The 12513-nt window shown below is 68.8% G+C and carries 11 protein-coding genes; 7 read left to right on the plus strand and 4 right to left on the minus strand.

The genetic code is table 11. The features are described 5' to 3' along the window. Positions 1-19: 19 nt before the first annotated feature. The gene (locus tag AVL48_RS34765; protein ID WP_061987639.1) at positions 20-1249 is read right to left on the minus strand and encodes a DUF6801 domain-containing protein; all 1230 of its coding nucleotides are present in this window, start codon (positions 1247-1249) and stop codon (positions 20-22) included. Between the two features lie 496 nt (positions 1250-1745). Here AVL48_RS34765 and AVL48_RS34770 point away from each other — a divergent pair, with 496 nt between their 5' ends. The 3 genes from AVL48_RS34770 to AVL48_RS34780 all read left to right on the plus strand — a co-directional run bounded on the left by AVL48_RS34770 (position 1746) and on the right by AVL48_RS34780 (position 4141). Continuing rightward, complete coding sequence (locus AVL48_RS34770) at positions 1746-2315, plus strand: hypothetical protein (protein WP_061987637.1); 570 nt, start codon at positions 1746-1748, stop codon at positions 2313-2315. A 73-nt stretch (positions 2316-2388) separates the two neighbouring features. Next, positions 2389-3603: a lipase family protein gene (locus AVL48_RS34775; RefSeq protein WP_061987635.1), complete on the plus strand. Its 1215-nt coding sequence runs from the start codon at positions 2389-2391 to the stop codon at positions 3601-3603. A 7-nt stretch (positions 3604-3610) separates the two neighbouring features. After that, positions 3611-4141 carry a GtrA family protein gene (locus AVL48_RS34780; RefSeq protein ID WP_244162332.1) on the plus strand — a complete coding sequence of 177 codons (531 nt, stop codon included), beginning with the start codon at positions 3611-3613 and terminating at the stop codon, positions 4139-4141. Positions 4142-4259: 118 nt separating this feature from the next. On the opposite strand, the gene AVL48_RS34785 is transcribed toward AVL48_RS34780, so the two are convergent. Beyond that, entirely contained in the window at positions 4260-5456 is a 1197-nt protein-coding gene (locus AVL48_RS34785) for a PucR-like N-terminal domain-containing protein (protein WP_061987634.1), read from the minus strand. A gap of 336 nt (positions 5457-5792) precedes the next feature. Here AVL48_RS34785 and AVL48_RS34790 point away from each other — a divergent pair, with 336 nt between their 5' ends. From AVL48_RS34790 to AVL48_RS34805, 4 genes are all read left to right on the plus strand, one after another. Then, entirely contained in the window at positions 5793-6980 is a 1188-nt protein-coding gene (locus tag AVL48_RS34790; protein ID WP_061987748.1) for a PucR-like N-terminal domain-containing protein, read from the plus strand. Between the two features lie 383 nt (positions 6981-7363). Beyond that, positions 7364-8374: an alpha/beta fold hydrolase gene (locus tag AVL48_RS34795; RefSeq protein WP_061987632.1), complete on the plus strand. Its 1011-nt coding sequence runs from the start codon at positions 7364-7366 to the stop codon at positions 8372-8374. 339 nt (positions 8375-8713) lie between these two features. Then, the gene (locus tag AVL48_RS34800) at positions 8714-9904 is read left to right on the plus strand and encodes a PucR-like N-terminal domain-containing protein (RefSeq protein WP_061987630.1); all 1191 of its coding nucleotides are present in this window, start codon (positions 8714-8716) and stop codon (positions 9902-9904) included. A 54-nt stretch (positions 9905-9958) separates the two neighbouring features. Beyond that, a complete protein-coding gene (locus AVL48_RS34805; protein WP_061987628.1) occupies positions 9959-11218 on the plus strand; it encodes a PucR family transcriptional regulator in 1260 nt (419 codons plus the stop codon). Positions 11219-11335: 117 nt separating this feature from the next. Here the strand turns inward: AVL48_RS34805 and AVL48_RS34810 are convergent, their stop codons facing one another. After that, positions 11336-11998, minus strand: a complete 663-nt coding sequence (locus AVL48_RS34810) for a hypothetical protein (RefSeq protein ID WP_074038107.1) — start codon at positions 11996-11998, stop codon at positions 11336-11338. 11 nt (positions 11999-12009) lie between these two features. Next, positions 12010-12513, minus strand: a complete 504-nt coding sequence (locus tag AVL48_RS34815) for a hypothetical protein (RefSeq protein ID WP_061987627.1) — start codon at positions 12511-12513, stop codon at positions 12010-12012.

Below are 12513 nucleotides of genomic sequence, written 5' to 3' on the forward strand. Positions count from 1 at the left end.
CGGGGACCGGCTTGCCTGGCTACTTCTTGGTGAGGTTCAGATCGAGCGTGTTGCCGTCGCTCTTGGCGAACATGCTGATCATGTCGTTGAACGAACCACAGTTCTGCAGCGCCGCCAGCGAGTAGGTACCCGACAGCTTCCCGCCCTTGAGCAGGTCGAAGTCCGGACCGGTGGTCATCTCGCTGGTGGACGGGCTGACCGTCCCGCACTTCGGGTCACTGCTGATCGGGATCCCGAAGACCTGCACACTCGGCAGGAACACGTTGAACTTGATGTGCGCCTTGAAACCGGTACCGACGAGCTCACCGGTCTGCTTGCCGACCTGCTCGACCTTGACCTCCGAGCGACCGTCGACGAACCCGAACAGCTTGAACTGGGTGGACGTCGGGTCGACCTTCAGGTCACCGGTGAACGTCTTCGCGGCGAGATCCACGTCCGCGTCGAAGCCGCCGTTGATCGGCGCGGTGCTGCCGAGCGCCTTCAGAGCGGTCTGCCCCTTGATGCCGAAGGAGTACTTCAGCCCGCCGCCACCGGGGGTGGTGGTACCCGGCGGGGTCGTGGTGGAGCTCGGCGGAGTGGTGGTGCTGGACGGCGGCGGAGTGGTGGTGGTCGTCCCGGTGGGGGTCGGGCCGTCACCGATCTTGATCGTGGCCAGCGTGTTGTTCTGGCCAGGATCCTGCGTGCACGGCGCGTCGATCGTGCCGTCCGGGGTGATCCCGGTGACCGAACCGTCGGCCTTGCGCGGGGTGACCTTCAGCTGCAGGTCACCCACGGTGATCTTCGCCTCGCCGGGCTGGTTGAAGGTCAGCGAAGGCGTCTTGCCCGCCGCGTTGACCGTCATCTCGCCCGAGGTGGGGATGTTCTGCTTGGCGATGTCGTTGGGCACCTTGACCGGGAGGTTGAGTCCCGGCGCCGCCACGGTCGCCGCCGCGATGGCCTGACCTTCCAGCGTGGTCGCACCGATCAGGTTCAGCCCGCTGACCGTGTCCGCGTTGATCGTGGAGACGGCCTTGATGTCGAACGTGCCGGTCGGCTGCCCGGTCTTGACCGAAAGCGGCAGATCGGTGTTGATCACCACCTTCAGCGACTGGGAACCCACGAGCGGGAGGTTGCAGTGGTAGTTGAGCGGGAGCGAAATCGGATCGGCGGCACTGGACTGTGCCCCGACCACGAGTACCGCGGTGGCAAGCCCCACGGCACCGGCCGCGGCGGCGGCGACCGCCTTCTTGGTTCCTCTACGGTGACTCACGATCGTCCTTCCGTGGTATCAACGATGATACGAAACGGCGTACAATTCCCCAGAGCAATGAATATCGGCCCGAGAGAATTCTCCGGGTAGCGACGATGTCTGACGGATCGCAACCGAACAGTAAACTAACGACGCGTCCGCATCGCTATCAAGGGCTTCCCCGGAAAAGTTGACGCACCGCCGGTAAATTGTCACGCTGGCACGGTGCCTCCGCCCGTTTCCTAGTAGCGGCACATGGGTTTCCCCAGCACAGAGCTACTTGAGGCCGTCACGGGAACTGCTGACGCGAGTGACAATCGCACCGGCCGAAACTATCTCGCGCATGCCAATCACCGCTTTCCCCGCTTCTCCCGCCGGTTGGCCTGTTGCCTGCCGGAATCATTCGTGAGTAACCTCGCGGTTCAGCAAGCCGGTCGCCGCCGACCGCGCGGATTTCCGCTCGTCGCGGGGCGACCGGCCCTCTTTCGCCGAATTCGACGGGGAAACCATGAAGAGAATGCGCCGAACGGCAGCGCGAATCGCTTTCGCCACCGTCTCCGTGACCGCCTCGGCGGTCCTGCTGAGCGCCTGCGGGTCCGACGATCCCGCCGACGCCGGTCGTCACGCCGACCCCGCCGCGCTCGCCTGGGCGGACAAGGTGTGCTCCGGGGTCGCGGCCGGTTCGGCGAAGCTGTCCCAACCGCCCGCTTTCGACCCCAACAACCCGCAGGGGGCGAAGACCGCCATGGTGGGCTTCCTGAATTCACTCACCGTGGCGCTCGACGACATGGCAGGCGGGATCCGCAACGCCGGCGTGCCGCCGGTCCCGGATGGACAGTCAGCTGTGGACAAGGCGACCACCACGCTGGACGAGACCAAGTCGAAGGTGACGGCCACCCTGGCGAAGATGCAGGACGCGAAGGTCACCGACAAGGCCAGCCTGGAGAAGGTCGTCGCCGACGCCGACACCACGATGAGCGGGTTGAGCGAGCCGGAGGGCCCGATCAAGCACCTGCGCGCCAACTCGGAACTGAACCTCGCTTTCACCGAATCCTCGACCTGCCGCCAGGTCTACGGCATGTCGTGAGTGATCCGGGTCGTTAGAACGACCTGAATCACTCACGACCGACCCTCGTCCCGCGTTCTTTGGAGGCCCGGCCGTGCCGATCTCGTTCCCCCGCCCTTCCCACCGGACGCTCGCCGCCGCACTGGCGATCGTCCTGTCCGCCGGTGTGCTGAGCGCGCTGAGCGTGACCCCGGCGAACTCCGCCGCCACCGCGGCGTCCGACGACTCGTTCTACACCCCGCCGTCCCCGCTCCCGGCCGGCAAGCCGGGTGACATCATCCGCTCGCGGGTTTCGAAAGCGGGACCACGCAAGGATTCCGTCAACGCGTGGCAGGTGATGTACCTGTCCACCGACGCCCTCGGGCGGCCGGACGCGGTGACCGGGACGGTGCTGGTGCCGAAGAACGCCGATCCGGCGAAGGCCCCGATCGTCTCGTTCGCCGCGGGCACGCACGGCCCGGCGTTCCATTGCACGCCGTCGAAGATGATCGACATCGGCGCGTTCTACGAGCAGTCCGGGCTCGACGACCTGCTCGACGCCGGGTACGCCGTCGCGCTCACCGACTACGAGGGCTACCGCCAGGATCCGAAGACGACCTATGTGGTCGGGCGTTCGGAGGGCCCCGCGGTGATCGACGCGGTCCGCGCGGCGCAACGCCTGCCGGAGGCGAAACTGTCCGCCGACGCGAAGGTGCTCTTCCGCGGGTACTCGCAGGGCGGCGGGGCCGCGGCTTGGGCCGCCGAACTGCAGCCGACCTACGCCCCGGAACTGAATCTCGTCGGCGTCGCCGCCGGCGGTGTCCCCGCCGACCTCGTCCAGGTCACCCTGCAGCTCGACGGGAAGTTCGGCTTCGGTGTCTTCGCCTACGCCCTCGTCGGGCTGGACAACGCCTATCCCGAGCTGAAGCTGGATTCGTTCCTCAGCGACAACGGCCGCGCGAAACTGGCCGAGATGCAGAAGAGCGCCTGCACGTTCGAACTGCTCACCACCTACGCGAACCAGAGGATCGCCGACTACACGACCAGCGCGGGCTACGTGCGGCCCGAATGGGTCAAGCGGCTCAACGAGAACAAGCTCGGCAATACGCCGATCAAGGTCCCGCTGTTCCTCTATCACGCCACCGGGGACCAGCTCGTGCAGTTCGCGCAGGCCGACGCGCTGCACAAGACCTACTGCGCCGCGGGGGTCAAGACGACCTGGAAGACCTTCGACACCGATCACATCACGGCGGTCTACACCGGTAACGCGGACGTGCTCACCTTCCTCAAGGACCGGGTCGCGGGTACCCCCGCGACGTCGAACTGCTGAGCCCGCGGTGCTCAGAACCGCCCCGGAGTCCTTTGTGGACGAAGCGGCGCCCGGCGGTGCGCGTAAGCGGCGCGAGCTGCTTCGGTTCGCCACCGTCGGGCTCGCCTCGTTCGGTCTCACCCTCGGGACGAACTACGGGCTGAAACTCACCGTCCTGCACGCCAAACCGGTCACGGCGCTGGCCATCGCGACCGTCGTGGCGACGGCCTTCGCCTACCTCCTTTCGCGACGGTGGGCGTTCCACACCCGCGGCGGCAGGCCTCGCCTGCACGAGGCGGCGTTGTTCTTCGCCGTCAACGCGATCGCCGTGACGATCAACCTGTGCCCGCCGCTGATCTCGCGGTACGTCCTGCGCCTGGAAGTCCCCGAAGTCGGCTTCCTCGCACAAGAGATCGCCGACTTCGTCAGCGGGATGCTGATCGGCACCGCGGCCGGTTCGGCGTTCCGCTGGTGGGGCTACCGCCGCTGGGTGTTCCCGGTGGCGGGCGCCCGTCAGCGCGTCCTCGTGCGTGGTATTTCGGATTCCGTTGACAGGTAAGGCAAAGGTGGCTCAGCGTTCGATCCCTCGCCAAGTACATGATGGCCCCCTTCCTTGCGCCTGGCGCAAGGAAGGGGGCCATCATGTACTGCAAACCCGCCAGAACCCGAAAAGCCGGTCAGACGTCGGCGGGACGCAGCCGTTCCGCCCGCAACGCCAGCTCGATCCGCAGCCGCTGATCCGGGTCGTCCAGCCGCTCGCCGAACAGCTCCGTGAGCCGCCGCAGGCGCGCCCGCACCGTCTGCGGGTGCACGGCCAGCTGCCGGGCGATCTCGGGCGCGCTCCCCCGCGTCTGCACCTGCGTGAGCAGGGTCGCCGCCAGCTCGTGGTGCTGCCGCGGCGCCAGCCCCGACAGCGGTTCCAGCGTCTCTCCGGCCAGCCTGTCCAGCAGGAACTCGTCGGCGAGCAGCAGCAACGTGGTGATGTGCTCCTCGCACCACAGCACCGGGCCGACCGTGGTGATCATCCCCCGCTGGGCCAGTTCGGAAGCGCGGCGGGCGATCCGGAACGACTCGCCGGCCTGCGCCACCGGGACGGGCACCCCGACCGTGGCCGACCAGCCGGAAGGCAGTTCCCGCAGACCACCGAGATCGGCTTCGGGACAGGCCACCAGCGCACCGGGCGCGTCCGAGACGAGATCCGCGGGCACCGCCGAAGGCAGCAGACCCGAGGGGAACGCGGGTGCCCCGGGCGCGGCGGTGAAGACGACCGCGGTGATCCGGGCGGGGATCCGCCAGCCGATCGCGACGGCGAGCGCGCCGACGTCGGCCTGGGTGTAGCCCGCACCGCCGGTCAGCAGCCGGAACAACCTGGCCCGCTGCTCGGCGGGTCCGGTGGCCTCGGCCTGTGCCGCGTTGTACCCCTCGGTCAGCGCCATCGTCACTTCGACGACGTCGCCGAACAAGCACTCCGCCGCGCCGTAGAGGACGTCACCGGACAGCCGCAGCCGGCGGCCGGCCGTGACGATGGAACGCCACAGCACCCGGCTCGAGACCCGGAACGCCGCCTGCGCGGCCTCACGGCTGAGCCCTTGCCGGAACGCGAGCCTGCCTTGGTCGCGGAAGTCCGCCAGGAGGTCGTTCTGCAGCAGTTCGGGGACGCCGACCCGGTCGATGGCGCGTTCGATGCCGCGCCGGGTCAGTTCGACGGCCGCGGCCCGGGCGTCGCTGTCGCTGAAGACTTCGGCGCATTCACCGATTTCGGCCGCCACGGCGTCGACGCACTGCCCGGCGATCGCGGGGATCCGCGGCCGGACGGCGTCACCGAGTTCCCTCGGCAGGCGTGCCCACAACGAACCAACGGGCTGCCAGCTCACGTGTGATTTCCCCCGCTCGGAAGTTTGCCGACGATTCCGGGCACCCATTCCCTTCGGCCGCGCGCCACCGGCGCACTCGAATGCACGGAGCGTAGGACCGGCGCCACATCCGTGTCAAAAGCCGCCACACCGAAAGGCCGTCCGTGGGACGAGGGCGACTTTCCGTTGACAATTCAACGTCACATTCGTGGTACACGCCGTCGGCCGACCGAGTAGAAACACTCCCGGCACCGTTCCCGTCGATCCGACGCGGCCGTGCAAAGGGATTCACGTTTTCCGTCTTCCCGTTCGTCGAAAGCAAAGGGGGTCTTCGTGGTCGAGTACCGCAGTTTCCGCATGCTGGCGACGTTGCCGCGTTCGCTTGGCGAAGAACTGCGTCCGTATACCGGTCACGCCGCGGCCGCGATGATCAACGAGGTGCAGCGGTCGGTCACCGCCTACGCACGGCCGTTGCGCGGTGTCTTCGGCCGCGTCCTGGTCGTTTCCTGCGAACGGGCGGTGCGGCATTACGTCGACTGCATCGGCGATCCGGTGGTCCCGCACGACCGCTGGATCGATTTCTACCGCCTACGCGGGCGGAGCGAGTTCACCGAAGGCCGCGGCCTGGAACCGTTGCACGACAGCGCGACGATCGGCGCCCGGGCGGCATGGCGCGCGATGCGGCCCATCGTGCGCGGCCTCGGTGTCGGCCCCGACATCATCGCGCTCGCGGCGGAGTCCGTCTTCGTCTACGTCGACGAACTCTTCGCCACGACGATCGAGGGTTACCAGGAGGCCGAAGCCAAGGCCGCGGGCGCCGCCCCGCTCCGGCGCCGTCGTCTGCTCGAATTGATCACGCAGGCGCCGGAAGGGTCCGCCTCCAGTATCGCGAGCCTGGCGAACGGGGCCGGGTGGCGGGTCCCGCGCACCGCGGCCATGGTCGCGCTCCAGCGCGCTCCGGGCGCCGGCGAATTCCCCGCCCACCTCCTGGACGACGACGTGCTGCGCGACCTCGACGCCGCCGAGCCGTACCTGCTCACCGCGGATCCCGACACCGATCTCGCGCCGCTGAACGGCGCACTGGACGGCTGGCGCGCGGCGATCTCCCCCGTCGTACCGCTCGCCGACGCCCCGGCCGCCCTGCGCACCGCGCGCCGCGCGTTGCTGCTGACCAGCGAGGACGCTCCCGGACCGATCATCTGGTGCCGGGATCATCTCGCGACACTGTGGCTGCTCGCCGAGGATTTCCTCGGCGCCGAACTGGCCAAGCAGAGCCTCGACCCGTTCACGTCGCTGAGCGAGAAACAGCAGGAGCGGCTCGGCGAAACCCTGCTGGCGTGGCTGGAGACCCGCGGCGGGGCACCGGAGATCGCGCAACGGCTGGGAGTGCATCCGCAGACCGTGCGGAACCGGTTGCGGCAACTGGAAGAACTGTTCGGCGACCGGCTCAAGGACGCCGACGACCGGCTGGGCATGCAACTCGCGCTGCGCGCCCAGCGGCTCATGCGCGCCCACCGCCGCGACGAAGGTGGACCAGGGAACTGACCCGCCGGACCCGCCGCTCCGGTGGCCGTAGGGTGGGAAGGACCCAGCGCAAACCGCGACGGGCGCGTTCGGCCCTCGGCCTGCCCAGGTGGAAGTCCGCCCGGCAGGCCATCAGAGAACGGCCGCCGATCCGGCACGGGGCGTCGTCGCATCCATGCTTTTCTCCGTGGTTACGGGTGTTTACGGACGCTTTCCTGAATACCGACGTGGTGGGAAAATGTCGATGCGCAGTTGTTCCGGCCGCCCGGTTTTGGCATCCGGCTCGGGGTCGGCTCCGACATTCTTGTCACCGTGGCCGCAATAGGCGGACCGTGTCCAGCGACACGCTGACGAATCCGGCATTCCTCACGTTATTTTGACGCCTGACAACGGAAAGGCGGGACATGACCCTCGAAGCACGCACACTGACCCTGCACGGGCAGGAAATCCGGCTGCGGGAATACCTGCCGTCCACAACGGAGGAGCAAGGCGAGCCGCTCGTGCTGCTGCACGGGATCTCGGGAAGCGGGCAGACCTGGGTCCCGTTGCTCGACCACTTCGAGCGGACCGGATTCGGCCGCCGGGTCCTCGTCCCCGACCTTCCCGGCCACGGCGATTCCGGAGCGCCCCGGGCCGACTACGGGCTCGGCGCGATGGCCAGCGTGGTCCGTGACGTCCTCGCCCTCACCGGGAACCACCACGCGACCATCGCCGGGCACTCCCTCGGCGGCGGGATCGCGATGCAGTTCGCCTACCAGTTCCCGGAGATGTGCGCCCGGCTGGTGCTCGTGGGCAGCGCCGGACTCGGCCCGCAGGTGACGGCGGTGCTGCGCGCGACCGCTCTTCCAGGCGCCAAGGCGACCCTTTCCGCCGCCGTCAACCCGGCCACCGTCGCGATCGCGCGCGGAATCGCCGCCGCCTGCCGTGGACTCGGCGGGAAGCTCACACCGGAGACACGGGAGCTGACACGGCATCTTTCGTCACTGTCCGACACCGGACGACGTCGGGCGTTCCTCTTCATCGCGCGCAGCCTGATCGATCTCCGCGGGCAGCGCGCGAGTGCCGTCGACAAGCTCTATCTCGCCGAAAAGGTGCCGACGTTGGTCATCTGGGGCGCCCACGACCCGCTCATCCCGGTCGAACACGGCCGAAAGACGGCCGAACTGCTGCCGGGTAGCCGCTTGACCGTGTTCGAAAATGCGAAACACTTTCCACATGTGGCCGACCCGGCCCGGTTCGGCGCGGAGCTCGAACGCTTCCTCGACGAGACGGAACCCGCCCGGCTGACCCTCGAAGAGGTCGTCGCGGTCCTCGTTCAGGCGAGCGAGGCGGCGAACGAGGTCGAAAACCGCGCGACGACCCCTCGGAAGGCCCCGGAAAAGTTGTCACCTGAGCCCCATCTCAGGCGCGCCTAAATGTCACTCACCGCCGGATCGGACCACCCGTTCGGGTGTAGTCCATCCAGGTGGCCGATCCGGGCCCCGTCAGCCGTTGACACTCCTCCCGGCCGGATTTTATGTTGCGTGAGCCACAAAATCTGGATCGGCTTCACCGTTGAAGAGGCTGATTTTGTTGCTAACAAGGATAAAAACATGACCGACTTGGATACCGGGTTCTCGCGGCACGATCTGCGGACCGCACGGCCTGACCCCGACGTGCGTCATCCCGCCACCCCGCACCGCCAGCCACCGGGTCCGGTCCAACGACCGCGCGCCTTCACGCCGGCACCGAGAACCCCCGTGGAGAACCGACCTGTGCGCAGCACCGGTGCGAATGGACTGTGGGCGTCACTGCCGAGGGAACTGGGCGAGCGGTTCCGGCCGCGCGCCGACCCCTTGGCCCGAGCCATCCTCCAGGAGGTACAACGAGCCGTCCCCGAATACGCGCTGCCACTCGAAGGCGCGTTCGGACAGATCATCACGCAGGGTATCCGGCAGGCCATCCTGCACTGCCTCGACACCATCGGTCAGGGGACGGCCTCGCTCGACAAGTGGGCGGCGGTCTTCCGCAACCTCGGGAAGGTCGAGTTCAAGGAAGGCCGCAGTCTCGACTGCCTGCAGACGGCCTACCGCGTCGGCGGTCGCGTCGCCTGGCGGCACGTTTCGGAATTCGGACAGGCGATCGGAGCGGACGCCGATCTCCTCTGCACCGCGGCCGAAGCGATTTTCGCTTACGTGGACGAGATTTCCGCACTGTCCATCGAGGGCTACACGGCCGCGCAGGAGCGGGCCGCCGGCACCAGGGCCAGACGCAGGCGCAGGCTGCTCGAACTGATGCTCGCCGATCCGCCCTCCTCACCGCAATCGATCGCGTCGCACGCCGCCAACGCCCAGTGGGCGCTGCCCGCCGAGGTCACGGTCGTCGCGCTCGAACGCCGGAACGGCCCTCTCGACCCCGACAGCGCCGACCTGGACGCCGACGTCCTGGTCGACTTCGAGGGCCCCAAACCCTGCCTGGTCACCGGCGACCCCGACAAACACCTGAAGGATCTCGCCGAACGGCTTCCCGGCTGGCGGGCGGTGATCGGCCCGGCCGTGCGGCTCACCGAAGCGCCGCGTTCCCTGCTGTGGGCCCGCCGTACCCTGCGGCTGGTCCAGCGCGGGGTCCTGCCGGACAATCCGGTCACCTGGTACAGCGATCACCTGTCGACCCTGTGGCTGCTCGCCGACGAGTTCCTGGTCCGTGAGCTCTGCACGCGCAGCCTCGCCCCGTTCAACGACCTGACGCCCAAGCAGCGGGCGCGGCTCGGGGAGACGTTGCTGATCTGGTTGCAGTCCCGGGGCAGCGCCCCGGAGATCGCGAAGAAACTCAAGGTCCACCCCCAGACCGTGCGGTACCGCATGCACCAGCTGATCGATCTCTTCGGCGACCGGCTGAACAACGCCGACGACCGGCTCGACATGGAGATCGCCCTGCGTGCGGAGGCCTTGCTCGCCGAGGACTGACGCCGGGCCTTGGTAGTAGAGACCAGCGTTTCCCACTCACAACGAGGTGACGAGGTGACCCGACCGCAGGATGGTCGCAGCGGGGTCGAGGCGACGTACGGCCCGCTTCTCACGCCCGCTCGGCCGGGTGGGTCGAGCGGGCGTCCCGTCCAGCTCTGGGCGCTGCTGCCGAAGGAGCTGGCGACGGTGTTCCGTCCGGTGCTGGCCGACGTGGCCGGGGAGGTGGTCCGCGAGATCCAGCGGACCATCCCCGACTACGCCCGGCCGCTGGACGGCGCGTTCGGGAAAGCGCTCAAGACCGGCGTACAGATGGCGTTCCTGCAGTTCCTGGAGCGGATCGGGAACCCGGAGGCGCCGTCGGAAGACCGCCGGAGCGTGTTCCTGAGCCTGGGCGTCCAGGAGTTCCACCAGGGCCGGAACGTCGACGTCCTCCAAGCCGCGTACCGGGTCGGGGCCAGGGTGACCTGGCGCCGGGTGGCCGAAGCGGGGCGGCGCACGGGCGTCCCTTCGGCGACGCTGTGCCTGCTCGCGGAAGCCATCTTCGCCTACATCGACGAACTCTCGGCGCTGTCGGTCGAGGGGCACGCGGAGGCGCGGGAGAAGGCCGCCGGCGCACTGGAGCGTCGGCGCCACCGGCTGATGGAGCTCCTGCTCGCCGAACCGCCGTCCCCGCCCGACGTCGTCAAACACGCCGCCGACCTGGCGCGCTGGCAGCTGCCTGAGCTGCTCGTCGCCGTCGCCCTCGACCAGCCGTCGGACGAAGCTCCGGCGGCTGCTTCGAGCGCGCTGGCGGACTTCGAGAGCAGTTCGCCGTGCCTGCTGGTCCCCGCTCCGGAACCAGACGAACGAGAACAATTCGCCGAATCCCTGGCTGGGTGGCGAGCCGCGATCGGGCCGGCCGTCCCGCCGGCTTTCGCCGCGCGTTCCCTGCGGGCCGCCCGAGAGGCACTGCGGCTCGTCGAGTCCGGTGCGCTCGCCGACGAGCCCGTGACGTGGTGCGTCGACCACCTTTCGCGACTGTGGCTGCTCAAGGAACCCTTTCTGGCCGCCGAGCTGGTGCGGGAGCGGCTCGGGCCGCTGACCGGGTTGACCGGGAAGCAGCACACGCGGCTGGCCGGGACCCTGCTGGCGTGGCTGGAGACCTGCGGGAACGTCCGCGAGGTGGCGGAGCGGCTCGCGGTCCATCCGCAGACGGTCCGGTCACGCGCGCAGGAGCTGGAGACGCTGTTCGCGGACGGGCTGCGGGATCCCGAACGGCGCTTCGAGATGATCCTCGCCCTGCGAGCCACCCCTCCTGACCCCAGCCGCATTTAGAGGACTAAACGCAGGCGCAGGCGTGGTCGTGAAGGCCTCCTTCCCTACGCTCAAGGTAGGGAAGGAGGCCTTCACGACCAACTCAGCCCCCGCATCCAGAGGACTAAACGCGGGAAGTCAGGCGGCGGCGAGGGCGGTCACTCGCCACTTGCCGCCGGAGCGTTCGGCGGTGACGCTCAACTGGGCCGCACCCGTGCTCCGCTGCCCGTCGCCGCGCACACCGGTCTGGTCGAGGAACACCAGCAGCGACGCCCGGTCTCCGTCGAGCACCTTGACGCCGGAGACCACCGGAGTCGAGGTCACGACCAGTTTCTGCGCCACGGCCAGGTTCCGGACCTGTGCGAACAGCTGGTCGTACTGCCCCAGCGCCGCGCCGGTCAGCACCTCTTTCGCGGCCTGCTCGCTCTTGGCCGGATCGTCGTAGCGGTAGGAAAAGACCGTGCCGAGCGCCTTGCCGACCTGGTCGCTCACCTCGGCGGTCGTGGCGACGTCGGTCAGCGCCGTGTTGTGCGTCAGCACCGCGGTCGCGTCCCGCGCTTCGATCGCGAACCATCCCGCGAGGCCCGCCATCACCAGCGCGACCGCGCCGAACACCACCGGAAGACGACGCCGCCGCACAGGCGCGACAACGTCATCGGCGGACTCGGTGTCCAGGACTTCGTCGGCGGGCTCGATCTCAGCCGCCTCGGGCGGAGCGTCGAGAACCCGCGTGCTCCCGCCCATTTTCCCGGCCACCTTCACCGTGCGCCGTGCCGGTTTGACGGTTCGTTTCGTCGACATCGCGTCCTCCGTCAGGGCTTTCCGGTGTCGGTCACCGGCACCTGGCCGAGCGACGTGACGCGCCACCCGTCCGGCGTCCGGTTCAGGCCGGCCCGGAACCGGTTGTGCTTGGTCACGGCTTCACCGCCGTCGGGCCGGACCTCGAGTTCGACCGACGCGATCACCTCGGCGGTCCCGCCGCCACTGTCCACTTCGGTCACCGCGGCGTCGACGACCCTGCCGGTGGTGACGGTCTTCGCCTGGCCGATGCGGGCGAGCCCGCCTTCCCGGTCCCGCGCCAGTTCGTCGTGCAGCGCACCGCCGGAGAGGTTCAGCCAGTTCTGATATCCCTGGCCGGCCTGCCGATAGTCCAAAGTGGTCAGTGCGGCGACCGCCTGCCTGCCCGCCTGCAACGCGTCCTCGCGGACCGTGGCCCGCGCGACGCCGTCATCCCGGCTCGCGTCCCACCAGGAGTAGCCGAACCAGGCGGCGAGTGCCGTGGCGATCGCGGCGAGAAGGGCGGCGAGTCTGGTCAT

This window comes from Amycolatopsis regifaucium (assembly GCF_001613935.1).
Classification (GTDB): Bacteria; Actinomycetota; Actinomycetes; order Mycobacteriales; family Pseudonocardiaceae; genus Amycolatopsis; species Amycolatopsis regifaucium.